The sequence below is a fragment of the Nordella sp. HKS 07 genome, from assembly GCF_011046735.1.
Classification (GTDB): Bacteria; Pseudomonadota; Alphaproteobacteria; order Rhizobiales; family Aestuariivirgaceae; genus Taklimakanibacter.
This window is the reverse complement of record NZ_CP049258.1, coordinates 6,377,729-6,402,457: the sequence shown is the minus strand read 5'-3', so window position 1 is coordinate 6,402,457 and position 24,729 is coordinate 6,377,729. Positions and strand designations below refer to the sequence as shown.

At 62.5% G+C, this 24,729-nt stretch carries 26 protein-coding genes and 1 tRNA gene; 14 read left to right on the top strand and 13 right to left on the bottom strand.

The window, feature by feature from the left end; genetic code table 11:
• Positions 1–13: 13 nt before the first annotated feature.
• Genes G5V57_RS30345 through G5V57_RS30335 form a run of 3 tightly spaced genes read right to left on the bottom strand, consistent with a single transcriptional unit; the run spans position 14 to position 2,555 of the window.
• On the bottom strand, positions 14–982 hold the full coding sequence (locus G5V57_RS30345) for an ABC transporter permease (protein ID WP_165172400.1): 969 nt from the start codon (positions 980–982) through the stop codon (positions 14–16).
• Positions 979–1,926: an ABC transporter permease gene (locus G5V57_RS30340; RefSeq protein ID WP_165172398.1), complete on the bottom strand. Its 948-nt coding sequence runs from the start codon at positions 1,924–1,926 to the stop codon at positions 979–981. The genes G5V57_RS30345 and G5V57_RS30340 overlap by 4 nt, the downstream gene beginning before the upstream one ends.
• Positions 1,917–2,555: a cysteine hydrolase family protein gene (locus tag G5V57_RS30335; RefSeq protein WP_165172396.1), complete on the bottom strand. Its 639-nt coding sequence runs from the start codon at positions 2,553–2,555 to the stop codon at positions 1,917–1,919. The genes G5V57_RS30340 and G5V57_RS30335 overlap by 10 nt, the downstream gene beginning before the upstream one ends.
• A 126-nt stretch (positions 2,556–2,681) precedes the next feature.
• Between G5V57_RS30335 and G5V57_RS30330 the strand changes: the two genes are divergently transcribed.
• From G5V57_RS30330 to G5V57_RS30310, 5 genes are all read left to right on the top strand, one after another.
• Complete coding sequence (locus tag G5V57_RS30330) at positions 2,682–3,338, top strand: TetR/AcrR family transcriptional regulator (protein WP_165172394.1); 657 nt, start codon at positions 2,682–2,684, stop codon at positions 3,336–3,338.
• Positions 3,339–3,426: 88 nt separating this feature from the next.
• Complete coding sequence (locus G5V57_RS30325; protein WP_165172392.1) at positions 3,427–4,476, top strand: NAD(P)-dependent oxidoreductase; 1,050 nt, start codon at positions 3,427–3,429, stop codon at positions 4,474–4,476.
• A complete protein-coding gene (locus G5V57_RS30320) occupies positions 4,463–5,296 on the top strand; it encodes a GNAT family N-acetyltransferase (RefSeq protein ID WP_165172390.1) in 834 nt (277 codons plus the stop codon). Before G5V57_RS30325 ends, G5V57_RS30320 begins: the two co-directional genes overlap by 14 nt.
• Before the next feature lie 11 nt (positions 5,297–5,307).
• A complete protein-coding gene (locus G5V57_RS30315; RefSeq protein WP_165172388.1) occupies positions 5,308–6,354 on the top strand; it encodes a dihydrodipicolinate synthase family protein in 1,047 nt (348 codons plus the stop codon).
• A gap of 59 nt (positions 6,355–6,413) precedes the next feature.
• Entirely contained in the window at positions 6,414–7,175 is a 762-nt protein-coding gene (locus tag G5V57_RS30310) for a competence/damage-inducible protein A (protein WP_165172386.1), read from the top strand.
• Here the strand turns inward: G5V57_RS30310 and G5V57_RS30305 are convergent.
• Both G5V57_RS30305 and G5V57_RS30300 read right to left on the bottom strand, forming a co-directional pair.
• The gene (locus G5V57_RS30305; protein WP_165172384.1) at positions 7,141–8,202 is read right to left on the bottom strand and encodes a glycosyltransferase family 1 protein; all 1,062 of its coding nucleotides are present in this window, start codon (positions 8,200–8,202) and stop codon (positions 7,141–7,143) included. The genes G5V57_RS30310 and G5V57_RS30305 overlap by 35 nt on opposite strands.
• A complete protein-coding gene (locus tag G5V57_RS30300) occupies positions 8,159–8,983 on the bottom strand; it encodes a UDP-2,3-diacylglucosamine diphosphatase (protein ID WP_165172382.1) in 825 nt (274 codons plus the stop codon). The genes G5V57_RS30305 and G5V57_RS30300 overlap by 44 nt, the downstream gene beginning before the upstream one ends.
• Positions 8,984–9,097: 114 nt before the next feature.
• Between G5V57_RS30300 and gpt the strand changes: the two genes are divergently transcribed.
• From gpt to G5V57_RS30275, 5 genes are all read left to right on the top strand, one after another.
• Positions 9,098–9,595, top strand: a complete 498-nt coding sequence (gene gpt / locus G5V57_RS30295) for a xanthine phosphoribosyltransferase (RefSeq protein WP_165172380.1) — start codon at positions 9,098–9,100, stop codon at positions 9,593–9,595.
• 318 nt (positions 9,596–9,913) lie between these two features.
• On the top strand, positions 9,914–10,651 hold the full coding sequence (locus tag G5V57_RS30290) for an outer membrane protein (protein WP_165172378.1): 738 nt from the start codon (positions 9,914–9,916) through the stop codon (positions 10,649–10,651).
• A gap of 495 nt (positions 10,652–11,146) precedes the next feature.
• Positions 11,147–11,836: an outer membrane protein gene (locus tag G5V57_RS30285; RefSeq protein ID WP_165172376.1), complete on the top strand. Its 690-nt coding sequence runs from the start codon at positions 11,147–11,149 to the stop codon at positions 11,834–11,836.
• 294 nt (positions 11,837–12,130) lie between these two features.
• Positions 12,131–12,898 carry an outer membrane protein gene (locus G5V57_RS30280; protein ID WP_165172374.1) on the top strand — a complete coding sequence of 256 codons (768 nt, stop codon included), beginning with the start codon at positions 12,131–12,133 and terminating at the stop codon, positions 12,896–12,898.
• Between the two features lie 565 nt (positions 12,899–13,463).
• Entirely contained in the window at positions 13,464–14,180 is a 717-nt protein-coding gene (locus tag G5V57_RS30275) for an outer membrane protein (protein WP_165172372.1), read from the top strand.
• Between the two features lie 186 nt (positions 14,181–14,366).
• On the opposite strand, the gene G5V57_RS30270 is transcribed toward G5V57_RS30275, so the two are convergent.
• Together G5V57_RS30270 and G5V57_RS30265 are read right to left on the bottom strand one after the other, a co-directional pair.
• A tRNA-Leu gene (locus G5V57_RS30270) sits at positions 14,367–14,452 on the bottom strand.
• Positions 14,453–14,496: 44 nt separating this feature from the next.
• Positions 14,497–15,936, bottom strand: coding sequence for an MATE family efflux transporter (locus G5V57_RS30265; protein ID WP_165172370.1), 1,440 nt, complete (start codon positions 15,934–15,936; stop codon positions 14,497–14,499).
• 306 nt (positions 15,937–16,242) lie between these two features.
• Between G5V57_RS30265 and G5V57_RS30260 the strand changes: the two genes are divergently transcribed.
• Positions 16,243–17,553, top strand: coding sequence for an aspartate aminotransferase family protein (locus G5V57_RS30260; RefSeq protein ID WP_165172368.1), 1,311 nt, complete (start codon positions 16,243–16,245; stop codon positions 17,551–17,553).
• Positions 17,550–18,023: an HIT family protein gene (locus G5V57_RS30255; RefSeq protein ID WP_165172366.1), complete on the top strand. Its 474-nt coding sequence runs from the start codon at positions 17,550–17,552 to the stop codon at positions 18,021–18,023. Before G5V57_RS30260 ends, G5V57_RS30255 begins: the two co-directional genes overlap by 4 nt.
• On the opposite strand, the gene G5V57_RS30250 is transcribed toward G5V57_RS30255, so the two are convergent.
• Both G5V57_RS30250 and G5V57_RS30245 read right to left on the bottom strand, forming a co-directional pair.
• Entirely contained in the window at positions 18,024–18,749 is a 726-nt protein-coding gene (locus G5V57_RS30250) for a 2OG-Fe(II) oxygenase (protein WP_206530120.1), read from the bottom strand. It lies immediately after the preceding gene.
• Positions 18,746–19,300, bottom strand: a complete 555-nt coding sequence (locus G5V57_RS30245) for a methylated-DNA--[protein]-cysteine S-methyltransferase (RefSeq protein ID WP_165172364.1) — start codon at positions 19,298–19,300, stop codon at positions 18,746–18,748. Before G5V57_RS30245 ends, G5V57_RS30250 begins: the two co-directional genes overlap by 4 nt.
• Before the next feature lie 253 nt (positions 19,301–19,553).
• Between G5V57_RS30245 and G5V57_RS30240 the strand changes: the two genes are divergently transcribed.
• Positions 19,554–20,954: an aminotransferase gene (locus tag G5V57_RS30240; RefSeq protein ID WP_165172353.1), complete on the top strand. Its 1,401-nt coding sequence runs from the start codon at positions 19,554–19,556 to the stop codon at positions 20,952–20,954.
• 35 nt (positions 20,955–20,989) lie between these two features.
• On the opposite strand, the gene G5V57_RS30235 is transcribed toward G5V57_RS30240, so the two are convergent.
• The 4 genes from G5V57_RS30235 to G5V57_RS30220 all read right to left on the bottom strand — a co-directional run bounded on the left by G5V57_RS30235 (position 20,990) and on the right by G5V57_RS30220 (position 23,821).
• On the bottom strand, positions 20,990–21,523 hold the full coding sequence (locus G5V57_RS30235; RefSeq protein ID WP_165172351.1) for a GNAT family N-acetyltransferase: 534 nt from the start codon (positions 21,521–21,523) through the stop codon (positions 20,990–20,992).
• Positions 21,520–22,734: a winged helix-turn-helix domain-containing protein gene (locus tag G5V57_RS30230; RefSeq protein WP_165172349.1), complete on the bottom strand. Its 1,215-nt coding sequence runs from the start codon at positions 22,732–22,734 to the stop codon at positions 21,520–21,522. The genes G5V57_RS30235 and G5V57_RS30230 overlap by 4 nt, the downstream gene beginning before the upstream one ends.
• On the bottom strand, positions 22,731–23,210 hold the full coding sequence (locus G5V57_RS30225; protein WP_165172347.1) for a GNAT family N-acetyltransferase: 480 nt from the start codon (positions 23,208–23,210) through the stop codon (positions 22,731–22,733). Before G5V57_RS30225 ends, G5V57_RS30230 begins: the two co-directional genes overlap by 4 nt.
• Before the next feature lie 365 nt (positions 23,211–23,575).
• The gene (locus G5V57_RS30220; RefSeq protein WP_165172345.1) at positions 23,576–23,821 is read right to left on the bottom strand and encodes a zinc-finger domain-containing protein; all 246 of its coding nucleotides are present in this window, start codon (positions 23,819–23,821) and stop codon (positions 23,576–23,578) included.
• A 137-nt stretch (positions 23,822–23,958) separates the two neighbouring features.
• Between G5V57_RS30220 and G5V57_RS30215 the strand changes: the two genes are divergently transcribed.
• Positions 23,959–24,711, top strand: a complete 753-nt coding sequence (locus G5V57_RS30215; RefSeq protein ID WP_165172343.1) for an alpha/beta fold hydrolase — start codon at positions 23,959–23,961, stop codon at positions 24,709–24,711.
• Positions 24,712–24,729 lie beyond the last annotated feature (18 nt).

The following is a 24,729-nucleotide window of genomic DNA, read 5'->3' as shown; positions in this document are numbered from 1 at the left end:
CTTGTTTGTGGTTCTACGCGCTTCTGGCATTCAGCCCGCCATGCACCGCCGAGGCGAGGATGATGATGACGCCCATCACCACGAGCTGCATGTGGTAGGGCAGGCCGCTGATATTCACGAGGTTGAAGGCGATCACGAGGACGAGGACACCGGCGACCGTGCCGGCGATGCCGCCACGACCGCCCTCGAATGTGGTGCCGCCCAGGACGATGGCCGCCAGCACCTGGAATTCGAGCCCCTGTCCGGACAGCGTGTTCGACACGCCGGAGCGGGCGAGCAGGGCAATGCCGGCCAAGGCGCCGAAGAATCCCGACAGCGCGTAAGCGAGAACGATGGTGCGCGCGACCGGAAGCCCCGAAAGTCGGGCGGCGCCGCGGTTGCTGCCAATGAGATAGATCCTCCGTCCGAAGAGTGTGGTGTTCTGGACGATCAGACCGATCGCGGCGAGGCCGAGAAAGGCGAGCGCCAGGACCGGCACACTGCCGAACAGCCGGTGGTTGAAGAATTCCCGGAAGCCGGGTGCCACGATGCCCCGCGCGGTGCCGCCCGAATAGATCTGAGTGAGGCCAAGCACGGCGATGCCGGTGCCGAGCGTCAGGATGAAGGGCGAGACGCGGGTGAAGGCGGCGGCGAGTCCATTCAGCGTTCCAATGAGGGTGCCGGCGGCGCAGGCGGTGACGAGCGCCCAGGGCAGATTGCCGGCATCGCCATTCATCTGCACGGCGCAAAGCACGGAGGTGAGCGAGATAACCGCGCCGATCGAGAGGTCGACGCCGCCGAGGATCATAACGAAGGTGACGCCGATTGCGGCGATGCCGATAGGGGCGACCTGGCGCAGGACGTTGAAGAGATAAGAAGGTTCGAGAAATGCCTCGGAGACCAGGATGGCGAGGCCGTAGACGAGGAGCAGGACGGCGAAGATGGCGTAGCGCGCGGCGAAGTGCCGGACGGCGTCACCGCGGCTGGCAGAGAGCGCCATCATGCCTCGACCCGCCGCGGCTGGTTGAGGAGAATGGCGGCGACGACGATCATGCCCTTGATGAACATCTGCACGAAGGCCGAGACCGCGAGCAGATTGAGTACATTGGAGATGAGGGCGAGGGCGAGAACGCCACCGATTGAACGCACGACGCTGCCGCGGCCGCCGGCGAGCGCGGTGCCGCCCAGAACAACAGCCACGATGGAATCAAGCTCGAGGCCGCTGCCGGCCAACGGATAGCCGGTGCCCAGGCGGCCGGCGAGGAGCAGGCCCGCAAGGGCGGCAAAGGCACCGGAGATGACGAAAGAGAACAGTCGCACCGCCGCGACATTGACGCCGGCGCGCCGGGCGCTCTCGGCATTTCCACCGGCCGCCACGAGATGATAGCCAAAGCGCGAATGAGCAAAGACAGTCTGGGCCAAGACAGTCAGGAGCAGCAGCAGGACAGCCGAGATCGGGATGCCGGCAATGTCGTCATTGGCGAGCGCTTGCAGGACGGGCGAGGCCTGTCCGACGCTTCTGTCGGTGATGGTGAAGATGACGCCCTGCAGGATCGACAGCATGCCGAAGGTCAGGATCAGGGGATGCAGGTTGAGGCGGTTGACGAGAGTGCCGTTGACCATGCCGATGGCGGCGCCAAGGACGAGCATCAAGGGCACAACCGCTAGGGTCAGCGACGGGTCACCGCCCAGGATGAGGCAGGCGAGCACCACCACGAGCCCGGCGATCATGCCGACGCTCAGATCGATCATCCCGGCGGCGATCACGAAGGTCTGGCCGATGGCGAGGAGGCCGAGCACGCTCGACTGGCGCAGAATGTTGGCCAGATTGGCCGGATCGCGGAAGGGCGGTAGAGCGATGGCCGCGGCAAGGCCCGCGGCGAGCAGCAGAACCCAGATGCCGATCGCCTCCAGGCCCGTTCGTGCAAGCTTGGGAGCTAGAGCCATGACAGTGCCGTGTCCGTGTCGGCGACCCAGCCGAACTTCGATGCGAAATTCTTGAGCGTCGCGGCGTGGAGATCGGAAGCATAGGAAGAGACCGCATCGGCGACGATCGTCGTACGGTAGTCGTGATGAAAGGCCTCGCGGGCGGTCTCTTCGACGCAAATCTGAGTGACGGTGCCGGTCACCAGCAGCGACTGCACGCCTTGCGCGCGCAGCCGCTGGTCGAGATCGGTGTCGTGGAAGGCACCATAGCCATATTTGTCGATGACGGTCTCGCCGTCTCCGGGGGCAAGCTCGTCGATCACCGCGCTGCAGTCACGCAGGCCTTCGATATCGGCATAGGCGCGCTGGTGTCCCCTCCAGCAGGCTTTGACGTCCGGCCAGCATTGCGGCGACCAAAACCACATCAGGCACTCTTCCTCGCGTGTGAGGAAGCGGGTGAAGATCACCGGCCTGGCGCGAGCCCGGAATGCCTCGATGAGGCGCCGGATGGGCGCGATGGTGGCGCGTGAATCGGGGACCTCGAGGGGCGCGGCCTGACGGACGAAATCATTCTGCATGTCGATGACGAGGAGCGCTGGAGCGCGCAGGCGCTCGCTCGGCGGGACATGTCCTGCGTGGACCACCGGCACGGCCAATTTCTCCTCCCCAGTTTTTCCGGTGGTCGGCCTCCGGGTTTTTTCATGGGCCGACCTTGCCTGCGCAGCATGCTGTAGGTTAAAACGAGAGTCAATCACATCCAACTGTTTGGTTGAGAAATGACCGAAACTCAGACCGCCAGCAAGCCGCGCCGCCGCAAGGAAGCGCTCGGCATCACCTCGCGCGAGACGCTGCTTGCCGCAGCCAAGGAAGCCTTCGCAGCGCGTGGGCTCGAAGGCGCCAGGGTGGACGACATCGCGCGTCGCGCCGGGATCAACAAGCAGCTGGTTTACCACTATTTCGGCAACAAGGACGGGCTCTACACGGCGGTGCTCGAGGACATCTATCGCGAGATCCGCGAACGCGAGCAGGAGCTGCATCTGACCAGTTTCCCCGCCGAGGAGGCGATGCGCCGGCTGGTCGAGTTTTCCTTTGACTATCTGGCGCAACATCCGGAATTTGTTGCGCTTATCGCAGATGAGAACGCGCATGCCGGGCGTCATCTGCAAGGCTCGGCGCAAGTCGAGGAGATGAACCGTCCGATCATCGATCTGCTGCGCGAGACGCTCGCCAGGGGCATCGCCGAGGGCATCTTCCGCAAAGGGCTCGATCCTCTCCACATCTATCTGTCGATCGCCGGGATGGCGTTCTTCTACTTCGCCAACGTCCACACCCTAAGTCGTATCTTCAATCGCCCTCTCGGCGCCGAAGGGGCGATCGCGGAGCGGCGTGCGCATATTGTCGATTTTGTGCTGAACGCCATCCGGGCGCGCTGACCGAAGCAATCTCAAGCTTGACATTCCTACCTCTCGCAAACAAAATCAACTAACTGGTTGATACGTTAGATATCTCAGGACAAAGCGAATGAACGAAAGCAGGCCGAGGCCGCGGACCGATATTCCCAGTGCGATCAAGGATGTGGAGGAGCTTGAGGAGGTCTTGTCGCGGCCTGATGACGATGTCATCGCCGATCTCAGGCAACTCGATGGCGACATTCTCGTGCTTGGCGCCAGCGGGAAGATGGGGCCGACGCTCGCGCGCATGGCGCGCCGCGCCGCGCCCGACAAGACGGTCTATGCCGTCGCGCGCTTCACCGACGCTTCCGTTCAGTCCTCTCTCGCGGCCCAGGGCATCGAGACCATCAAAGCCGATCTCCTCGAACCGGATGCCATGAAGGGGATACCGAAGGCGAAGAATGTCGTACTGATGACGGGCTTCAAATTCGGTGCGATGCAGGCGCCGGCGCGCACCTGGGCAACGAACACGCTGCTCGCCGCGCAGGTCGCGGGGGCGCTCCGGGACTGCCGGCTGGTCGCTTTCTCGACCGGTTGCGTCTATCCCTTCGTGCCCGCCACCGGCGGCGGCGCCGGTGAGGACGCGCCGCTGACGCCGCCCGGTGAGTATGCCAATAGCTGTGTCGGGCGCGAACGCGTGATCGAGTGGCAGTGCGAGCGCAATAACATCGCCGGGCGGCTTTTCCGCCTGAATTATGCGATCGATCTGCGCTATGGCGTTCTGCACGATGTCGCCGTCAAGGTCCGCGACGGCAAGCCTATCGACGTCACCACCGGCTATGTCAATGTGATCTGGCAGGGCGACGCCAATGCGATGGCGCTACGCGCGCTCGCGCAGGCGCAGACACCGATCGCGCCCCTCAATGTCACCGGGCCCGAACTCGTCGCGGCGCGCTGGCTGGCCGAGCGTTTCGGTGAGCGGCTAGGCAAGAAGCCCGATGTCGTCGGTGAAGAGGCGCCGACGGCATGGCTCAACAATGCCGCCGAAGCCTTCCGACTTTTCGGCTATCCCAAGGTGCCGCTGCTGCAGATGGTAGACTGGGTGGCCGATTGGGTCAGCCGTGCCATGCCGAGCCTCACCAAGCCGACGGGCTTCGAGGTCCGCGATGGAGCCTATTGAAACGGAAGGCGACCGGCGGATCGTTCCTCTCGCCGGCGGCGACATTGCCGATGCCGTGAAGCTCAGCGCCGAAGCCGGCTGGAACCAGGTCGCCGCCGACTGGGCGATGATGCTCGATCTCGGCAAGGCTTTCGGCATCAAGGATGACGGGCGGCTGGTCGCCAGTGGTCTGGCGCTGCCGCATCCGCCGCATTTCGGCTGGATCAGCATGGTGCTGGTGACGAAGACGCACCGCCATCGCGGGCTCGCCACCGCGTTGCTCGGGCATCTGATCGCCTATCTTGAAGGTCGTGATCTGACTCCCATGCTTGATGCCACGCCGCAAGGACGCGCCGTTTATCTGCGGCTCGGCTTCCACGATGTCGAGCCGATCTCGCGCTGGCGCGGAGCGGGCGGTGGCGCCGGCTCTCTATCGGCCGAGGCGGCCATCGGCATCGACGACATCAAGCGTCCCGATCTCGCCGCCTTCGGCGCCGACCGGTCCGCCATCCTGGCGGATCTCCTGGGGCGGCCGCGGTCGCTGGCGCTTCGCCGTGACGACGCGTTTCTGCTGTCGCGTAGAGGACGCACGGCGACGCAGATCGGCCCGATCGTGGCGCCGACCGCGAAGCAGGCGGCCGGCCTTCTCGATGAGGCGATCGCCGCTGTCGACGGGCCGGTGCTCATCGACGTGCCTGATCGGGAGACGATCCTGCGCGCGACGCTCGCGCATCACGGCTTCACCGTCGAACGCGGTTTCAGCCGCATGGCGCTTGGGCGCCGCGAAGCCTTTGGCGATCCGGCCCGGATGCGGGCCATCGCTGGTCCCGAACTCGGTTGAGGAAAAATCAAATGAACTGGCAAGAGATTCCGGCCGCACTTCTGGACAGTTTTCGCGACGGGATGGTCATTCCCGCTCATCCTTTGGCGCTCGACCAGCATCGCCGGCTCGACCCGCGCCGCCAGAAGGCGCTGACGCGCTATTACATCGATGCCGGCGCCGGCGGCATCGCGGTGGGCGTGCATACGACCCAGTTCGCGATACGCGAGGTCGGACTCTATCGCCCGGTGCTCGAGCTCGCCGCCGAGACCGCCGCCGCGCGGAGCGGACGCCCGCTTCTGAAGGTCGCCGGCGCCGTCGGCCGCACGGCGCAGGCGCTGGAGGAAACACGCCTGGCGCGGGCGCTCGGCTATCATGCCGTGCTGCTCGGTCTCGCGGCGCTCAAAGGGGCGAGCGAGGACGAACTCGTCGAGCATTGCGCGGCCATCGCCCGGGAAATGCCGGTCGTCGGCTTCTATCTGCAGACGGCGGTCGGTGGCATGCCGCTGTCGGAAAGCTTCTGGGAGCGTTTCGCGCGCATCGAGAATGTCATCGGCATCAAGGTGGCGCCCTTCAACCGTTATGCGACGCTGGATGTGGTGAAAGGCATCGCCGCCGCCCAGGCGTTGCGGCGCGTTGCGCTCTATACGGGCAATGACGATCACATCGTGCTCGACCTCATCCTGCCGTTCCGCACCGAGGCCGGCGAGGCGCGGTTTTCCGGCGGCCTACTCGGCCATTGGTGCGTGTGGACGCGCGCCGCCGTCGAGCTGCTCGCCAAATGCAAGGCCGCGCGGCGCGCGCCAGCGGTCGCCAAGGAGCTCCTGGCCCTCGACAGTGCCGTCACCGACAGCAACGCCGCTTTCTTCGATGCGGCGAATGATTTCCATGGCGTCATCGCCGGATGTCATGAGGTGCTGCGGCGCCAGGGCCTTCTTGCCGGGCGCTGGTGCATCGATCCCCATGAGGATCTGAGTCCGGGGCAGGCGGAAGCGATCGACCGGGTCTATCGGCTCTATCCCGAACTCAACGACGATGCCTTCGTCGCGGCCAATCTGGAGCGCTGGCTCGCCGATTAGCGAGTGTCGACGGCTAGAGCTTTGACAGCGCCACGGCGCGATGGCAGAGCTATCGCATCATGGCACAGCAAGCTCCCACCGCCGCCGTCCTCCTGATCGGAGACGAGATCCTTTCCGGCCGCACCAAGGATAAAAATCTGGGCTTCATCGCCGACTATCTGACGGTGCTCGGCATCGACCTCAAGGAGGCGCGCGTCGTCCCCGACATCGAGGATGAAATCGTGCAGGCGGTGAATGCGCTCCGGCATCGCTACACTTATGTCTTCACCACCGGTGGCATCGGTCCCACCCATGACGACATAACCGCCGATGCGGTGGCGAAGGCCTTCGGGGTTGCCATCGATCATCATCCGGAGGCGGTCGAGATCCTGCTTGCCCATTTCAAGACGATCGGGCGCGAGCCGAACGAAGCGCGCCTGCGCATGGCGCGGACGCCCACGGGCGCCAGCCTCATCGCCAATCCGGTGTCGAAGGCGCCGGGCTTCCAGATCGGCAATGTTTTCGTGATGGCCGGCATCCCAAAGGTCATGAATGCGATGATGGAGGAAGTAGCGCCCAGGCTCGAGCGCGGCGCGCCCGTTATCTCGCAGACCATCACGATCCAGGGCGGCGAGGGCGATGTGGCGAAACCCCTGAAGGAGATTCAGGACCGATTCCCGCAGGTCGTTATCGGCTCCTATCCGTTCGAGAGCCCGCAGGGCTTCGCCACCAATCTGGTGCTGCGCTCGCGTGACCAGGCGGCGCTGGCCACTGCGATGAACGAGGTGCGCCAGATGGCGGTCGAACTCACGAAGAACGGGAAGGTGCGAGGCTGGTCGTGATCTCAGCCTGAGGCGTAATCGGCCCGGAGACGGGCCTGAGACTATCCTCGAAAATATCGGCGGTGTGCTCCCAGGTGAAGCCACGCGCCGCTTCGTGCACATTGTCGCGGTCGAGAGTGAGGGCGCGCAATATCGCGAGCTTCAGGTGCTTGTCGAGCGCCCCGGTGACGCCGTCCTTCACCACGTCGACCGGGCTCGGCACATCGAAGGCGGCAACCGGCGTGCCTGACGCCATGGCTTCGAGCATCACGAGGCCAAATGTGTCGGTGAGGCTCGGAAAGACGAAGACGTCGGCCGAAGCCATAAAACGCGCCAATTCCCGGTCGAAGCGGAAGCCGAGAAAGACGGCATCGGGGAAACGCCTCTCGAGCTCACGCCGCTGCGGCCCGTCACCGACGATAAGCTTGGTGCCGGGGAGGTCGAGCTTGAGAAAAGCTTCAATGTTCTTTTCGGGCGCCAGCCGGCCGGCATGCAGCATGATGGGGCGGGGATAATCGAGCCTTGCGCGCTTGCCCGGCTGGAACAGCATGTGATCGACGCCGCGCGTCCATATTTTGAGATTTCCGAAGCCGCGCCGCTCGAGGTCCTGGGCGATGCTGCGCGTGGGCACGAGCACGCACCGGCTGGCCTTGTGGAAATCGCGCAATATGGACCAGGAGGCCGGAACGAGACCGGGGATCGGCAGGCGCAGGGCCAGGTAATCGGCGAAGCGGGTATGGAAGCCCGAGGTGAAGGGGATGTTCGCGCGGCGGCAGAAGCTCCGGGCCGCCCAGCCGAGTGGGCCCTCCGTGGCGATATAGATCGCATCTGGTGCCAGGGCCTCGATCTCGCGGCCGAGTGCGCCAGCTCCGGTCAGCGCCAGCCGGATCTCGGGATAGTAGGGCATCGGCACGGTGCGCCGGCCTTCGGGCGAGAGCACATGCACCACATGGCCGCGCCTTTCGAGCTCGGCCGAGACCGCCCGCAAGGTGCGCACGACGCCGTTAACCTGCGGGGACCAGGCGTCCGTTACGATGGCTATCCGCATGTGCGCTCTCCAGCAGCAAAGCGTCGCGCAGCTTCGCCCATTCGATGATCTCGAACCGGCCGTCGTGATGCTCGATGAGGGCGGTGCAGCTTTCGACCCAGTCGCCGTCATTGAGATAGTGGATGTCGCCGATCATGCGGTCGTCGGGCGTGTGGATATGGCCGCAGATGACGCCTTGCGCGCCGCGATGGCGGGCCTCGCGCACCACGGCGTCTTCGAAATGCGAGATGAATTCGACCGCCTTCTTGACCTTGAGCTTGAGATAGGCGGAGAGCGACCAGTAGGGCAGGCGGAACAGGCGGCGGCCGCGATTGACGAGGGCATTGAACAGCATCGAAATCTCGTAGGCGCGATCACCGAGGCGCGCGAGCCATGGCGCGTAGCGCACCACGCCATCATATTTATCGCCATGCAGCACCAGGTAACGCTTGCCATTGGCGGCATGGTGGATGGCGTCCTCCAGCACCGCGACGCGGCCCATGCGCAAATTCCTGAAATCGCGGAACTTGTCGTCGTGGTTGCCGGGTATATAGATGACCTTGGTGCCTTTGCGGGCCTTGCGCAGGATCTTCTGAATCAGGTCATTATGGAGTTGATCCCAGAACCAGGCCTTTTCCAGGGCCCAGTTGTCGACCAGGTCGCCCACTATATAGAGCCAGTCGGACTCGGTGACCCGCAGGAAATCCAGCAGTAAACGTGTCTGTGCCCGCTTCGTCCCCATATGGATGTCGGAGATGAAGATGGCGCGATAGCGGGTCGTGGGTCTCGAATGTGCGTTCATGGCCAGGCTGCCCGGTTATGGCGCCCTTAGGCCTGACTCCCGTGAAGGTATCATGACGGCCGATTGCGCCGGCCGGGACGGCGCGGCATAAGACGGAAAAACGCGGAGTTCGTCATGGACGAAAAGTGGCAGAAGAGTTTTCCGGTCTCGTGGGACCAGTTCCACCGGGACGCGCGGGCCCTGGCCTGGCGGCTGCATGGGGAAGGGCCGTTCTCGGCGGTGGTGGCGATCACCAGGGGCGGGCTCGTGCCGGCGGCCGTGGTGGCGCGCGAGCTCGGCATCAGGGTCATCGAGACGGTCTGCGTCGCCTCCTATGATTATGAGAAGCAGGGCGAGCTGCAGGTCCTGAAGGCGGTCGGCGACAGTATCGCCGGCAGCGACGGCGGCAGGCATGTTCTGATCGTCGACGACCTGGTCGATACCGGGGCCACCGCCAGGGCGGTGCGGGCCATGCTGCCCAACGCGCATTTCGCCACCGTCTATGCCAAGCCCGAAGGACGTCCCCTGGTCGATACTTTCGTCACCGAGGTGAGCCAGGACACCTGGATCTATCTGCCCTGGGACATGGGGCTTGCCTTCACACCGCCCATTCGCGATGGCGCCAAGGTCTGAGCGGCGGTAAGGCCGCCTTTCGTCGACGCAACTCCAAGCTCGTCGGACATCGCCTGAGCTGTCTGCTCGCCGGCACATCAGGCATTGGCTTCTTGTTAAAGTTGCAAAAGCGTCAAATGGCGCTCTCTTCAGTTGTGCGCGGCCGTGTTGGGAGAAAGATACGAACGTGCATTTCGCCACCGTCTACGCCAAGAGCCGGAAGGAGATGTGGCAGTTTTGTCACATTGCAGAATAAAAACACTTTTGACGAGGAGGAAGCTATTGAGTCTTGCGCCAGTCGCCGGTTTAATGTGTGAAACGGACAAATAGGGGACTGGCATGTTCAAGAAAACGCTTCTGGCTGGTGTGGCTTCGGTTCTGGTGATTGGAGCGGCTCAGGCCGCCGACGTCGAGGCGCCGCCGGTCGTTTATGACTGGACGGGTGGTTATATCGGCCTTCAGGGCGGTTATGCCTGGGGCAAGACCGACGTCGAAACCGACATTGATCCGGACTTCATCGGCGTAATCGACTCGCTTGATGTCGACGACTTCAATGCCAACGGCTTTGTCGGCGGCGTCCATGCCGGCTTTTTGATGCAGTCCGACAGCTTCGTCTACGGTATCGAAGGCGACATCGAATATGCCGATATGAAGGACGACGTGGACATCGTCTTTAATGATGGGGCTTTGGGGGACGGCGGCACGGGCGAGAAGGAAATCGACTGGCTCGGCTCTCTGCGCTTGCGCGCCGGCGTCGCCTTCGACCGCGCTCTCGTCTATGCGACCGGCGGTCTGGCGGTTGGCGGCGTAAGCCTGGAGTCCGATCTGAGCCAAGAGGCGCTCGATGTCGGACTCTCCAACGACGATGATAGCAAGACCGCCTGGGGCTGGACGATCGGCGGCGGCCTTGAATATGCCTTGACCGACGATCTGAGCGCCCGTGTCGAGTATCGCTACACCGATCTCGGCAAGACCGATGTGCGCGTCGAGACCGAGGATGGCATTGGCGTCGACGGCGAGACCGACAACGACTTTCATGCCGTGCGCGTCGGTCTGAGCTGGTATTTCGCCCAGTAAAGTCCGCATCAGCGGCGAATTATCCGAATCAGGCGACAGGGCCGCTGCAAAGCGGCCCTTCGGCTTGAAGGGGCGGAGTTATCACCCGAGGGCTGACGGGGCAGGCTCATTTTGCCACATTTGGACAATTTGTCCGGGTACAGCTCGCGTTCCCAGCGCCGATTGGCAGCTGCGCCTGAGCTGATTCATAAATCGAGGCGGAGCCTCGATCGCGTTAATGCGACCGAGCTAAGAATATTATCCAACAATAAGATAATGCTCTGGGATTGGGGCGGCAATTACAGGATGCCTGCCCTGATATGACACAATTTAAGGCAGCAACGCTTCCCTATCTGTGGATTTATGGCAACACTCCAGTAGAAACAACGCAACCGTACGTAACGTCAATGTTGATTCCGTGCGACCGTAGGTTTCTAATGGCCTCAGTTGCAGTCCAGAGCAGGTTCAGCTCTTCGGTTGCAAAGAAGGGGATCAGCTCTAGCTATGGGGACCTACATGATCAAGAAATTGTCCGTCGCACTCGCTCTGGCAGTATCGTTCGGGACCGCGGGCTATGCCAGTGCCGCAGACATCGTAGAACCGGCCTGCAGGGATTTTTCCGGGTTCTATATCGGTGCCCATGCCGGCTGGCTCTGGGCAAATATTGACGCAAAATCGAACGACTTCCCCACGAACCTTAATGAGAACCTCAACGGCGACGGCTTCGTAGGCGGCGGTCTTGTGGGCGCCAACTTCCAGAGCGACTGCATCGTATTCGGCGTCGAGGGCGACCTTGGCTGGGTTGATGCCAATGGCAGCCATTTCATCAATGATCTCGGCGAAGCCGGCGACCGTCTCAATGTCGACACCGGCATGAACGGCCATATCCGGGCTCGCCTCGGCTGGTCAGCTGGCGATTTCATGCCGTTTATAGCCGGCGGCGCGTCGTACCTCGAACTTGACCATGATACTAACTTTGGTAACGGTACCGAATCGCAATGGGGCTGGAACATCGGTGCGGGCATCGACTGGGCCGTGTCGGACTCGCTCATACTGCGCGCTGAATATATCTACGACGATTTCAGCAGTGCAAACTTTAACGTCACCGATGACACGGATACCAGACGCGACTTTGACATCGATGCCAACAGCAGCACGGTGCGCGCCGCGATCATCTGGAACTTCGGCGGCCTCAGCGAATTCTGAAGCTGCTCCTCCGTTGAACTTGAAAAAGGGCCCGATTTCGGGCCCTTATTTCTTGAAGGCAAGTTCACCTGATGCCGAGAGAATCCCGGAGCGTGCCGATGCTGCTCAGACAAGGGGGATCTCCGTAAGGGCGTATCAAAGTGATGCAGCTTACGCGCATTTTCACTTAAAATTGCATGTGAGATGTGGCTCTTGGGCCACAGTCGCGCGCAAATCTGCATGATGTGCATGTTGATCTATTGATCCGCCCGGTGATCGCACGTCTTATCTCCCTCTGCACTGGAGGGGAATTACATGCTCAAGAATATACTCTTCGCCGGCACTGCTTCGGTTCTGATGATCGGCTCTGCACAGGCCGCCGATATCATCGAGCCGCCTTATGACTGGACCGGCCCCTATGTCGGCCTGCAGGGCGGCTATGGCTGGGGCGAGAATGATGTGAAGCCCGATGTCGATGTGTTGACCCAGGCTCCTCCGCCTGTCCTGTTTTCCAGCATCTTCGATACCGATGACGAAGATGTCATCCTTGATCCGTCGCAGCACGGCCAGATCGGCATCGATGGCTGGCTCGGCGGTGCCCATGCCGGCTACAACTGGGAGGTCAACAGCTTCCTCGTCGGCCTCGAAGGCGATATCGAGTTCGCGGATCTGTCGGGACAAACCGATGTTTTCCTGACTGATGGCGCTACGGATCCAATCGGCGAAGCGAAGAAGGACATTGACTGGCTCGGATCGCTCAGACTGCGGCTTGGCTATGCGATGGATCGCTCGCTCATCTATTTGACGGGCGGCCTGGCGGTCGGTGGTGTCGAGATGAAGTTCCGGTCCGATGTTCTGAACGACGAATCCGGGAGCGATACGCAATGGGGTTGGACGCTCGGCGGCGGATTTGAATATGCCTTCACCGACGAGCTGAGCGGCAGTATCGAATACCGCTATACGGATCTCGGTGATACAAAGCTCGACATAGACTCTCCTGGCGTCAATGGAGATTTCGAGTTCGAGAACACCTTCCATGCGGTGCGCGCCGGCCTGTCCTGGCATTTCGGCGCTCTCTATTAATTCTCATTGACCCTCCTAAAACTGGGCCGCCGCAAGGCGGCCCTTTTCGTTGCGGAAATGTCATGCGCCTTGCCGGTGAGAGCGAGATTGCCATCCTCCAGTCGATACATGTCGGAAACTTGATGCGAAAGTGAAACAGCATGCGCGCTCCTCCTGGAGCCGAGCTTGGCCCGGCTCTGTGGTTATAAAGCAACATTGCTTTGCGAAAAATGCGAGGCGAGTCGGATTCCGGCATTTCGGCACTCGGCCGCTCCAGTCGATTTTCCCGGATAGGGCCGCCCCATTTACGCTGTGATGTCCTTACGTCACGCCATCGCTGAGGCGCCGAGCGCGGGGCAGGGATGGTAATCAGGCCGTTAATTACGCCAAGCGATGCATTCCATGTGACGTGCAGGCATATGATTTTACGTAGCGTGTGCCCGTGGCTGCGGGAGGCAATAGTCGCGAAAGTGTACCATTGATGCAACACCCCTGGAACAATCTGGAGAAATCAGCCGCAACCTCCTTGACCGGAATTTCCTCGGCTTTCAAAAGGACACCGCAGTAATCTCTTTGGGGGACTTAAATGTTCAAAAAAGTACTTCTCGCCGGCGCCGCTTCGGCGCTCATGATCGCCAGCGCGCAAGCCGCCGACGTCGACGCGCCCGCCGCGTTTGACTGGACCGGCGCTTATATCGGCGTCCAGGGCGGCTATGCCTGGGGCGATTCGGATATCGATCTCGACGCCGCCGACGGCAGCGGCGCGACTGGCCCTGGTGGCGATGACAACGAGATCATCGTCGACGCGCGTGAAGGCAATATCGAGACCGACGGCTTCATCGGCGGCGTGCATGCCGGCTATAATTTCCAGGCCGACATGCTGGTCTTCGGTGTCGAGGGCGACATCGAATTTTCCGACATGAACGGTGATGCCGATATCCGCCAGGAGCGGGATGGCCCGGTCATCGGCGAAGGCAGCAAGGAAATCGACTGGCTCGGCTCGCTTCGGCTGCGCGGCGGTTTCGCCATGGATCGCGCCCTCATCTACGCGACGGGCGGTCTCGCGGTCGGCGGCGTCGAACTCAAGTCCGATGCGCCTAACGCCAACGAATCGAACAGCGACACGGCCTGGGGCTGGACGATCGGTGGCGGCCTCGAATATGCCATGACCGACGACCTGACGGCCCGGATCGAGTATCGCTATACCGATCTGGAAGACACCGAGCTTGAGAACATCCTCGGCAAGTCCACGGCCGACAACGACTTCCACGCCGTGCGTGCCGGCATCAGTTATCGCTTCTAGAGCAAATCCCGCCAAAGTTGAAGACTTTGGCGATGAGGATTTGCTCCAACATATTGATCTGGCGCGGATCCTTCTCGGCGAAGTGATTCCACTTCGCCGGGATGCGCGCTAAGAGAAGCGAATTGACCGACAAGAAGGGCCGCCATCTGGCGGCCCTTTTCGTGGCGGAAAGCGGTTGTCTTGAGATGGTGCCCCCTCCCGGGGTCGAACCGGGACGCCTTGTGGGCTCAGGATTTTAAGTCCTGTGCGTCTACCAATTCCGCCAAGGGGGCCTTGCCGACCTTCTAGAACATCGGACCGAAGAGTGGGAAGGGCTTTAGAGCAGAGGCCGGATCAGACCTAGCCGCTCGCGGTTGAGCCAGCGGCGCACCATCAGCACAGCGACCGCCGCGATTCCTGAAGCAAGGCCGACCCAGACGCCTATTCCACCCAGGCTTGTATATTGCGAGAGATAGAAGCTCAGCGGCAGTCCGATACCCCAATAACCGATCGCCGCATACCACATCGGTACCCGCGTATCATGGAGGCCGCGCAGCATGCCAGCCGCCAGCACTTGGCCAGCGTCGACGAGCTGGAACACCGCGGCGACGGCAAGGAAAGTGGTCGCCAGCGCCAGCACGGGAAGATGGCCGGGGGCGCCAAGATCAAGAAAAATGCCGATCAGGGTGTGGGGGATGGCGATCATGGCGGTGGCGGTGAGGACCATGAAGCTGGTGCCGAGAATGAAGGCGCTCCAGCCGGCGCGGCTGACGCCGAGCGGGTCGCCGGCGCCATAGGCAAGACCGACGCGAACGGTGGCGGCCTGCGCGATGCCGAGCGGCGTCATGAAAGCGAGGGTGACGACCTGTATGGCCACTGCATGCGCGGCCAATTCGGCCTCGCCGAGCCAGCCCATCAGAAAGGCGGCGGCGTTGAAGATGGTGGTTTCGAAGGCAATGATGGCGCCGATCGGCAGGCCCAGCACCCAGATGGCCTTCAGCTTTCCCCAGTCGGCCCTCCAGAAACGGCCAAAGACGTGATAGCGGCGGAAGCGCCGGTCGATCATGAGGACGCTGGCGAGCCCCAGGAACATCAGGAGGCTGGCGATGGCGCTGGCCAGGCCCGAGCCCATGATGCCGAGGGCTGGAAACCCCCAATTGCCGAAGATAAGCAGCCAGTTGCCGAGCGCATTCACGAGGATGGCGGCGATCGACATCACAAGCGCCCAGCCGGGACGCTCGAGCGCCGAGATGAAGGAGCGCAGAACGACGAAGCCGAGAAAGGACGGCATGGCCCAGAGCAAAGCGCGCAAAAAGCGGCCGGCCTCCTCGACGAGTGCCGGCTCCTGGCCGATTGCCGCGAGAAAGGCCGTGCCGTGCCAGAGCAGGAGCATGGCCGGGGCGGAGATCATCACGGCCGTCCATAGTCCCTGCCGGACGATGCGGCGCGTCTGGCGCACATCGCGCGCACGCCCACCTTTCTCGCGCGCCACCATGGGTGTGACGGCGCTGACGAGCCCGAAGGCGAAGAACGCGAAAGTATGGTAGATGTTCACCGCCAGCGAGCTCGCGGCCAGCGCCTGCGGTCCCAGCCTGCCGATGAAGACCACGTCGGTCACGATCATCGCCGCCTGGGCGAAATTGGTGAGGACCAGCGGCCAGGCCAGTTGCAGTATCGCTACGTAACTCTCTTTCCACGAAACAGGCGCGCCGGCGCCCGCCGAATCAGGCTGCGGAACGGTTTGCGGGCGGGCTGGTTCCTCGCGGACGGTCGACATTGCAGGGCCACCCTATAGGCTTCCACATGCTTGCGCCATCCCGCTCCGGTGCAGGGCGGTTGAAAGTGTTGCATGGCTGGAGCATTGCGTAACGGGATTGGCTCGGGCATGCTTCCGGGGCATATTCTCCGCAAAGGATGCTAGTGTGCTGAACGCGAAGTTCCTGATATCAGGCGGCTTGCACCGACAGGAACTTTGCGTTCAAAAGCACACTAGAATCATCAGGTTTTCAAGTGTCCCTCCGAATTCGAAGTTCGCTCGGAAGGTCCCGCTGGCTGTGGCGAACTTCGGATTCGGGACACCAGCATGAATGCGCCCCTCGTCGATGAGATCGATGCCGCTCTTGCCGAAGCTTCGGCGCGCTTCGTCACCGCGCGACCCAGGACCGTCGCGCTGCATGAGGCAGCCAAGGCGGTCATGCCGGGCGGCAATACGCGCACCGTCCTCTTCACGCCGCCGATGCCGATCCGTGTCGCCAAGGCGGAAGGCGTGTTCATCACCGATCTCGACGGGCACTCCTATGTCGACCTCCTCGGCGAATATTCGGCCGGACTCTATGGGCATTCGCATCCGCGCATCGCGCGCGCGGTCGCCGACGCGCTGGCTTTGGGACTCAATCTCGGCGCCCATCACGAAGTCGAGGTGAAATTCGCCCAAGCGGTAACGGCGCGCTTCGGCCTCGATCTCGTGCGTTTCACCAATTCCGGCACCGAGGCCAATATGATGGCCCTGGGGGCCGCGCGCGCCTTTACAAAGCGCGCGAAGATCATGGGCATCAAGGGCGGCTATCATGGCGGCACGCTCTATTTCGGCGGCGGTGGGGCGGCGGTGAACGCCCCCTATGATGTCATCCTGGCGCCCTTCAACGACGTCGCGGCGACCAGCCGGCTCATCGCGGAACATGGTTCCACGCTTGCCGCACTCATCATCGAGCCGATGATGGGCAGCGGCGGCTGCCTTGCGGCAGACCCGGTCTATCTCGCGATGTTGCGCGAGGAGACGGCGAAGCTTGGCATCGTCCTCATCTTCGACGAAGTGATGACGTCAAGGCTCGCGCCGAAAGGCTTGAGCGATGCCCTCGGCATCACACCCGACCTCAAGACGCTCGGCAAATATATAGGCGGCGGCATGTCCTTCGGCGCCTTTGGCGGCCGTCGCGACATCATGGAACAGTTTGACCCCATGCGGGTGAATTTCCTGCCGCATGCCGGAACCTTCAACAACAACACGCTCACCATGACCGTGGGCTTCGCCGCGCTCAGCGAGATCTTCACGGCCGAGGCCTGCCTCGAGCTCAACGATCGCGGCGACCGCTTGCGCGCCCGCCTCAATGATCTCTTCATGCGCTATCAGGTGGCGGTGCAGGCGACGGGCGTCGGCTCGCTGCTCAATCTTCACCCGCTCGCCGGCGAAGTTCGCGTGCCCGAAGACGCGGCCAAGGCCGATCAGCTCCTGCGCCAGATCATCTATCTCGATCTTCTGGAGGAAGGCTATTACATTGCCGGTCGCGGCTATATGGCGCTCTCCCTGGTGGTGAATGACGAACATTGCGACGGCTTCCTTTCCGCCCTCGAGCGCATCGTCACCCGGCGCCGGCATCTTCTGACGCCGCGATGAGCGACGGCTGCATCATCTGCCGCAAAGAGGCGGGCGACGCCCAGCTCCACCGTCTCGAGGTGTGGCGCGACGAGTTCTGGCGCGTGACCATCTCGCTCGATGCCGAGGTGCTGGGTTTCGCTTATCTGGAACCGTTGCGCCACATTCCGACCATCGCCGATCTCGACGGCCCCGAGGCACAGAGTTTCGGCGCTGTGATCGCCAGAACCTGCCGGGCGTTGAAGCAAGCGACCGGCGCGCCGCTGGTCTATGTCTATATTTTCGGCGATGGGGTGGCGCATCTCCATGTCCATCTGGCCGCCCATAGAGACGGTGACGCCCTCAACAGCCAGATGATCCGCGGCGAGATTGTTTCCGAGAAGATGCCGGACGGTTTCGAGCGTTTCTTCAGCCGCGAATTCCCGGCGCTGCCGGAAGCTGATCAGCGCAATGTCGCGGAGGCCGTTCGGCGTAGCCTGGCCATGCCTTGATCATTTCGCGTCGTGGAAGATGATGCCGAGGGTGTGGCGCCGACCGGAGCGCAATCGGCTCACACCGTGACGCAGATTGACCCGATAGACGCCGCGCGTGCCCTGAACGGGGCGGTGATGCACGGGAAAGATTACGCCGTCGCCTTGGCTGAGCGGCACCACCTCGGCGCGCGACTGCATGCGTGGGCGCTGCTCGGTCAGCACGAATTCGCCGCCGGTGAAGTCGCGGCCCGGCTCGGACAATAGAATGGCGACCTGAAGCGGGAAGACATGGTCGCCATAGAGGTCCTGATGCAGGCAATTGTAGTCACCTTCGCCATATTGCAGCAGAAGCGGGGTGGGCCGCTTCTGTCCGGCCTCGTGGCAGCGCTCGAGATAGGCGGTATGCGTGTCAGGATAGCGCACGGCGTCGCCGAGCGCTTCGTTCCAGCGATTGGCGATGCGCGCCAGGGGAGAATAGAGGCCGGTGCGCAAGGGGGCGACGATACCAGGCAGGGGATAGGCGAAGTATTTGTACTCGCCGCGCCCGAACCCATGCCGGCTCATAATGATGTGGCTGCGGAACTGCTCGCCCTTGTCGTAGCTGGCGGCCAGTTTTTCGCAATCCTGCGGGCTCAGGAGCCGGGAGACGACCGCCGCACCATGGCTGTCGAGCTCCCGGGAAATAGCGGACCAGTCGCGCTGGGCGACACGTTGCGCCAGAGATGCGGGCAGGGTGTCGGTCACAACGCGCCTTCCTTCTGCAGCAGCAAACGTTTGCGGTGTACGCCCCAGCGATAGCCGGAGATCGAGCCGTCCTTGCGCAGCACGCGATGACAGGGCACCGCGACGGCGATCCGGTTGGCGGCGCAGGCTTCGCCGACCTCGCGCGCCATGCCCTTCTTGCCGATCGCCTCGGCGAGAGCGGAATAACTCATGGTCCGTCCTGCCGGAATCGCGCGCAGGGCCTGCCAGACCGCGATCTCGAAATCGCTCCCTTTGAGATCGAGAACCAGTTCGATCGGCTTGCCGGGTGCTTCGATCATCGCGACGACAGCCATGATGTCGCCGGCGAGCAGGGCATCGCTCTCGGCGGCATGCGCGTCGGGAATGTCGCTGCGCAGGTCGGCCGCGAGCCTTGTGCGATCGCTGCCGATGAGAATGGCGCAAATGCCTGTGCTGCTTCTGGCCACAAGGACATGACCGAGCGTCGATTGCCCGAAGGCGTAGGTAACGGTCTCAGCGCCGCTGTCAGTCGGGACTTGGGTGGCGGTCGATGAGAGCGAGTCCAGTATCATGGTGAGTACTCCTCGTTGCGTGATCTCAATCTGGGGGAAAGGGCCCCCGACATCCACCCGAAACCGGACTCTCGCCGGTTAATCTGTGCACGGAGAAAAATACGGTATGATCGTGGACTAGGCTGTCTCGCACCTGCACAGGCATGGGCTTGGCGCCAATGAGCGGCCTGGGCTACAGTGCCAGAGACAGGGGAAGCGCCCTTTGTCGCGCTTTTATATTGAATGAACGTTCAATCAAAATAGAGGGAAAATCATGCTTCAACGGGCTAGCAACCGCTTCAATCCGGATGACCTCTGGCAGAAGGACCACGACCATTTCCTCCATCCCTACACGCATTTCGACAGTTTCAGGGAGGAGGGGTCGCTTGTTCTGGTTGAGGGCGAAGGCTGTTATGTGAAGGATGCGCAGGGACGGCGCTATTTCGACGGCATCGGCGGCATGTGGTGCGTCAATGCCGGCTATGGCCGCAAGGAAATCGCCCAGGCGATGGCCGAGCAGGCCCTGCAGCTCTGCTATACGACCACTTTTGTCGACGTCACCAACGCGCCCGCCGCCGAACTCGCCGCCAAGCTCGCCTCGCTGGCTCCAGAGGGCCTCAACCATGTGACTTTCGCGACCTCGGGCTCCTGCGGCATCGATACGGCGATTAGGCTCGCCCATTACTATCAGTCGCGCCGTGGCGAGAGCGCGCGCAGATACATCATCTCGCGCAAGAACTCCTATCACGGCTCGACCTTTCTCGGCATGACAGTGGGCATGCGCGACGGCGATCAATCACCGCATTTCCGCTATGTGCAGGATCTCGTCCACCACCTCTCGGCGCCTTATCCTTATCGCCGGCCCGACGGCATGAGCCTCAGCGAATTCAGCGACTTCCTGGTCGAGGAATTCCGCCAGAAAATCGAGACGCTCGGGGCCGAGAACATTGCGGTTTTCATCGCCGAGCCGGCGCAAGCCTCCGGCGGCGTCACCATGCCGCCGCCCAACTATCTGCCGCGCATGAGCAAGCTCTGCCGCGACAACGGCATCCTCTTCATCGCCGATGAGGTTGTGACGGCCTTCGGCCGGGTTGGCCACATGTTCGCCTCACAAGCCGAATTCGGCATCGTGCCCGACATTATCGTCACGGCGAAAGGGCTGACCTCCGGCTATGTGCCGCTGTCCGCGGTGCTCTTCTCCGACCAGGTGCATGAGGTGATCAGCGCGCCCGACGTCGACGCCTGGTTCACCCATGGCTACACTTATTCCGGCCATCCGGTCGCCTGCGCCGTGGCGCTCAAGAATATCGAGATCATCGAGCGCGAGGATCTGTGCGGCAATGCGGCGCGCGTCGGCGACTATCTCGAGCAGCGCCTCGGTGAGCTCGGCGCCTTGCCGATCGTCGGCGACGTGCGCGGCCGCCGGTTGATGATGTGTCTCGAATATGTGGCCGACAAGAGGACGAGAGAGAAGCTTCCCGACGAGGTGAACATATCCAAGCGCATCTCGAATGAATGCGAGGCGCATGGGTTGTTCGTGCGCCCGATCGGCCATCTCGACGTGCTCTCGCCGCCGCTCATCATCACGAAGCAGGAGGTGGATTTCGTCGTCGACACGCTGGGGGCGGCGATCTCCAAGGTGACGGACGAGCTCGTGCGCGAGAAGGCGATCTGAGATGACCCCGAGGGACGGCCGCATGTGCCGTCCCCTCAACTCAGCAGCAACACGTCTTCCGGCCCATCCTCCTCGTCGATCTGGACGCCGATCTTGCGGGCGCCGAGCTTGACGGCAAGGCCATGAGAGGCCGCATTGTCGGGGGCGACGGAAAAGATGAAATAGCGGGCGCCGCGCTGTTTCGCCCAATCCATCAAGGCCCGCACCGCTTCCTCGATATAACCCCGGCGGCGGTATTTCTCGAAGATCGTATAACCGAATTCGGCGCAAGCGTCGCGCCCGGCCATCTCATGATGCGCCGGGCATCCGTGGAAATTGACATAACCAACGGCCTCGCCGGTTTCCCGCAAGGCAATGGCGCGTATCGCCCAGGGACGATAATCCGGCTCCTCGGCCAACTGTACGAGACGGCGCTTGGCGAGCGCGGCGACATCCGTCCAGTCTGCGGGAAGCTTGAGATCCAGGAGACGGGCAGCTTCATCGATATCGCCCGCTTCGGTCGCGATGAGTGCTGCGTGCGGAAGGAGCCGCAGCACGAGCCTTCCAGTCATTATGTCGTCTTGGGTCATGATCGCTTCAATGCCTGGCGCAGCGCTTTGGCGAGCGAACCATGCGGAGCTGCCTCGACATCGGCAAGGCCGAGCCACCCAGCCATCCGCCGGAGTTCGGGAGCGGCCGCCGCGGCAGTTCGCACCGCATCGAAGCCATCCTCGCCATGGGCTGCGTTCACCCGCAGGATGCCTGCCTGACGATCGGCCTTGAGACAGAAGCGGGCGGTGAGCTGGTCACCCTCGAGGAAGGGGAGCACATAATAGCCGTAAACGCGCTTCGGCCCCGGCGTATAGATTTCTATCCGGTAGCGGAACCCGAACAGGCGCTCGGCGCGCGAGCGCTCCCACACCAGCGGGTCGAAGGGTGAGAGCAGTGTATTGGCGCCAGCCTTGCGCGGCGCGCCGGTATCGCGATGTCGGAACGCCTTGATCGTCCAGCCCTCGACCTTGACAGGCAAAAGCGTGCCGTCCTCGACGAGCGACGGCAGTGCCTGCTTGAAGGCATCGACCGGCAGGCGGAAATAATCGCGCAGATCCGCCTCGCTCGCCACACCGAGCGATTGCGCCGAAAGGTCGATCAGCCGCCGCACCGCATCCGCCTCCGGCACGGATGGCGTGTTAAGCGTCTCAGGCGGCAGCACGCGCTCGGGCAGGTCATAGAGTCGCTCGAAGACACGCCGCGTCGCCGCCGTCACCTCGCCGGTATGGAAGAGATATTCGAGTGCGATCTTGCCCTTGTTCCAGCCCCACCAGTTTCCGGTGCGCCCGCCGGGATCGGGCAGATCGCTCACCGCGGTCGGGCCGTTGGCCTTCACGAAATCACGCACCTCATCGACATAGGCCTTCTGTTCGCGGCCGAACTTCTCGAGGAAGCGGTGCTCGCCTTTGTTGTCGAGCGCGCGCTCCATCTTCCAGCGCAGGAGCGGATAGAGCTCGAGCGGAAGGAAGCTCGCCTCATGCGCCCAGTACTCGAAGAAGCGCCGCTTGCGCCTGCCGAAGGTGCGCTGGTCGAGCGTGTCGTGGCTATAATGGCCGGCGCGCGCGAAGACCGGGAGATAATGCGAGCGCACCAGCACATTCACGCTGTCGATCTGCAGGAGGTTCATGCGCCGGACGGCCTGATCGATACGGGTCCAGTTGGCGATGCCCTCGCGCTTTGGATTGCCGAAACCTTGCGCGACGAGCGCCAGGCGGCGTGCCTGGAGATTGGAGAGGGTGTCGTTCTTCATGTCAGGCGCTTGCGCATATCGACCAGCAGATCGTCGAAGCCGAGGGAACGGTAGAGCTCATGGGCGCCGCGATTGGCAGCGAGCACGGTGATGCGCAGATCTTCACGGCCGGCTTCACCGGCGCGGCGCTCGCATTCGGCCAGAAGTAGGCGGCCGATACCGCGCCGGCGCGCTTCCCGCGCCACCACCAGATCGACGATATAGGCGTAATCATAGGCGACTTCGTCCCCCGCACCGTCCTCGACCGCCCGGGTGAGGATCACGGCATAGCCGAGCGCCAGCCCGTTCTCCTCGGCGATCAGGATAACTCCCTCATCCTCGGCGCATTGCTTCTTGAGGAAATCGATATACCAGATGCCCATCTCGGACTCAGGCTTCATCCTGTCATAGAGAACGACCTCATGCGCCTGCAATTCGCGAATCAATGCGAGCAGGCGGTCCTGATCACTCTCGCGATATTCCCTGATCTCCATCATGCCCCACGAACGTGCCGTTTCAGCTCTGTCAAATCAAGCTGGACAATGGCAAGGGGCAGTGACAGTTTACGACAGCATGCTCACGCTCAGCCGCCTCATTGCCATTCTCGGTTTGACGGTGCTCGCTGGCTGCTCAGCTTGCGCGCCGGGAACGAGCAGACTCGATCAGGGCATGGTCACGCAAGCTTCCGCTCCTCAATAGTCAGCAGAGAACAATGCCGCCTAGATCACGATGAGTTTGGATTGAGTCAATCCAAACTCATAAACGTGATCGATTCTTATATGTTAGCGCGGGATTCTTGCGAAAAACCGGTGCCCACTTTTTCGCATCCCGCGCTAGGGTGCTGAACGCGAAGCTCCTGAAATCAGGCGGCTTCGTCGGTCCACAGGGCGTTTGCCGGCCGCGAGGCCGTCGCGGCAAGGCTCGGATCATATTTGTAGAGCGTCGAGCAGTAGGGACAGACGGTTTCGGTGTCCGCGCCCATATCAATAAAGATATGCGGGTGATCGAAGGGCGGCTTGGCGCCGACGCACATGAATTCCTTGGTGCCGATCTCGATCGCCGGCACGCCGTCGCTGTTCTGAAAATGCGGTGTTGAGCCCGACGCCATGATGCATCCCTGAAGTAGTCGTGATCGAATACATATATCCTGGAGCGTTTCCTTATCGCCAAAGTCGAGTAACTTTGGCGGGAAGCGCACTCGGCGCGAATAGCATATGTTGCGCCCTTCGCAAAGCATGAGGACAAATGCCAAGTTTCCGTTCCGACATCGTCGATATCGCCTATGAAGTCTCCGGCGAAGGACCGCCGGTCCTGCTGATCCATGGCTTCGCATCGAACGCCCGCGTCAACTGGATCGACACGGGGTGGGTCAAGTCGCTCAACGAGGTGGGCTACCAGACGATCACCTTCGATAATCGCGGCCATGGCGAGAGCGGCAAGCTCTATGATCCGGCCGGCTATCCGGCCCCTGAAATGGCCGAGGATGCCCGGCGGCTGGTCGACCATCTGGGGCTGCCCAAGGTGCGGGTCATGGGCTATTCGATGGGCGCGCGTATCGCGGCTTTTCTTACCCTCAACCATCCCGAGCGGGTGATCGCCGCGGTGCTCTCCGGCTTGGCCGAGAACATGATCCGCGGCGTCGGCGGGGCCGAGCCCATCGCCCGGGCGCTGGAGGCGCCGTCCGCCGACAGCGTCACCGATCCGTCCGCCAGAACGTTCCGCGTCTTCGCCGAACAGACCAAAGGGGATCTCAAGGCGCTTGCCGCCTGCATGCGCGCGTCGCGCCAGAAGATCACTTTGGCCGAGCTCGGCCAGATCCATGTGCCCGTACTGGTGGTGGCGGGCGAGATGGATGAAATCGCCGGCAAGGTCGACCCATTGGTCGCGGCCATTCCGGGTGCCCGCGGCGTCACGCTGGCACGGCGCAATCACATGAACGCGGTAGGTGATCGGCAGCACAAGGAAGTTGTAATTAGCTTCCTGAATTCAATAAATTAGGCTCTTTTGTTAATTTCA

Bases quoted from the DNA above. Each gene is read 5' to 3' on its own strand.
- G5V57_RS30245 (WP_165172364.1), bottom strand. From the start codon at position 19,300: ATGATACTGGACTCGCTCTCATCGACCGCCACCCAAGTCCCGACTGAC.
- G5V57_RS30330 (WP_165172394.1), top strand. From the start codon at position 2,682: ATGACCGAAACTCAGACCGCCAGCAAGCCGCGCCGCCGCAAGGAAGCG.
- G5V57_RS30310 (WP_165172386.1), top strand. From the start codon at position 6,414: ATGGCACAGCAAGCTCCCACCGCCGCCGTCCTCCTGATCGGAGACGAG.
- G5V57_RS30220 (WP_165172345.1), bottom strand. From the start codon at position 23,821: ATGGCGTCGGGCTCAACACCGCATTTTCAGAACAGCGACGGCGTGCCG.
- G5V57_RS30280 (WP_165172374.1), top strand. From the start codon at position 12,131: ATGCTCAAGAATATACTCTTCGCCGGCACTGCTTCGGTTCTGATGATC.
- G5V57_RS30235 (WP_165172351.1), bottom strand. From the start codon at position 21,523: ATGACCCAAGACGACATAATGACTGGAAGGCTCGTGCTGCGGCTCCTT.
- G5V57_RS30230 (WP_165172349.1), bottom strand. From the start codon at position 22,734: ATGAAGAACGACACCCTCTCCAATCTCCAGGCACGCCGCCTGGCGCTC.
- G5V57_RS30240 (WP_165172353.1), top strand. From the start codon at position 19,554: ATGCTTCAACGGGCTAGCAACCGCTTCAATCCGGATGACCTCTGGCAG.
- G5V57_RS30255 (WP_165172366.1), top strand. From the start codon at position 17,550: ATGAGCGACGGCTGCATCATCTGCCGCAAAGAGGCGGGCGACGCCCAG.
- G5V57_RS30265 (WP_165172370.1), bottom strand. From the start codon at position 15,936: ATGTCGACCGTCCGCGAGGAACCAGCCCGCCCGCAAACCGTTCCGCAG.
- G5V57_RS30215 (WP_165172343.1), top strand. From the start codon at position 23,959: ATGCCAAGTTTCCGTTCCGACATCGTCGATATCGCCTATGAAGTCTCC.
- G5V57_RS30320 (WP_165172390.1), top strand. From the start codon at position 4,463: ATGGAGCCTATTGAAACGGAAGGCGACCGGCGGATCGTTCCTCTCGCC.
- G5V57_RS30315 (WP_165172388.1), top strand. From the start codon at position 5,308: ATGAACTGGCAAGAGATTCCGGCCGCACTTCTGGACAGTTTTCGCGAC.
- G5V57_RS30305 (WP_165172384.1), bottom strand. From the start codon at position 8,202: ATGCGGATAGCCATCGTAACGGACGCCTGGTCCCCGCAGGTTAACGGC.
- G5V57_RS30345 (WP_165172400.1), bottom strand. From the start codon at position 982: ATGATGGCGCTCTCTGCCAGCCGCGGTGACGCCGTCCGGCACTTCGCC.
- gpt (WP_165172380.1), top strand. From the start codon at position 9,098: ATGGACGAAAAGTGGCAGAAGAGTTTTCCGGTCTCGTGGGACCAGTTC.
- G5V57_RS30325 (WP_165172392.1), top strand. From the start codon at position 3,427: ATGAACGAAAGCAGGCCGAGGCCGCGGACCGATATTCCCAGTGCGATC.
- G5V57_RS30260 (WP_165172368.1), top strand. From the start codon at position 16,243: ATGAATGCGCCCCTCGTCGATGAGATCGATGCCGCTCTTGCCGAAGCT.
- G5V57_RS30290 (WP_165172378.1), top strand. From the start codon at position 9,914: ATGTTCAAGAAAACGCTTCTGGCTGGTGTGGCTTCGGTTCTGGTGATT.
- G5V57_RS30300 (WP_165172382.1), bottom strand. From the start codon at position 8,983: ATGAACGCACATTCGAGACCCACGACCCGCTATCGCGCCATCTTCATC.
- G5V57_RS30340 (WP_165172398.1), bottom strand. From the start codon at position 1,926: ATGGCTCTAGCTCCCAAGCTTGCACGAACGGGCCTGGAGGCGATCGGC.
- G5V57_RS30225 (WP_165172347.1), bottom strand. From the start codon at position 23,210: ATGATGGAGATCAGGGAATATCGCGAGAGTGATCAGGACCGCCTGCTC.
- G5V57_RS30275 (WP_165172372.1), top strand. From the start codon at position 13,464: ATGTTCAAAAAAGTACTTCTCGCCGGCGCCGCTTCGGCGCTCATGATC.
- G5V57_RS30285 (WP_165172376.1), top strand. From the start codon at position 11,147: ATGATCAAGAAATTGTCCGTCGCACTCGCTCTGGCAGTATCGTTCGGG.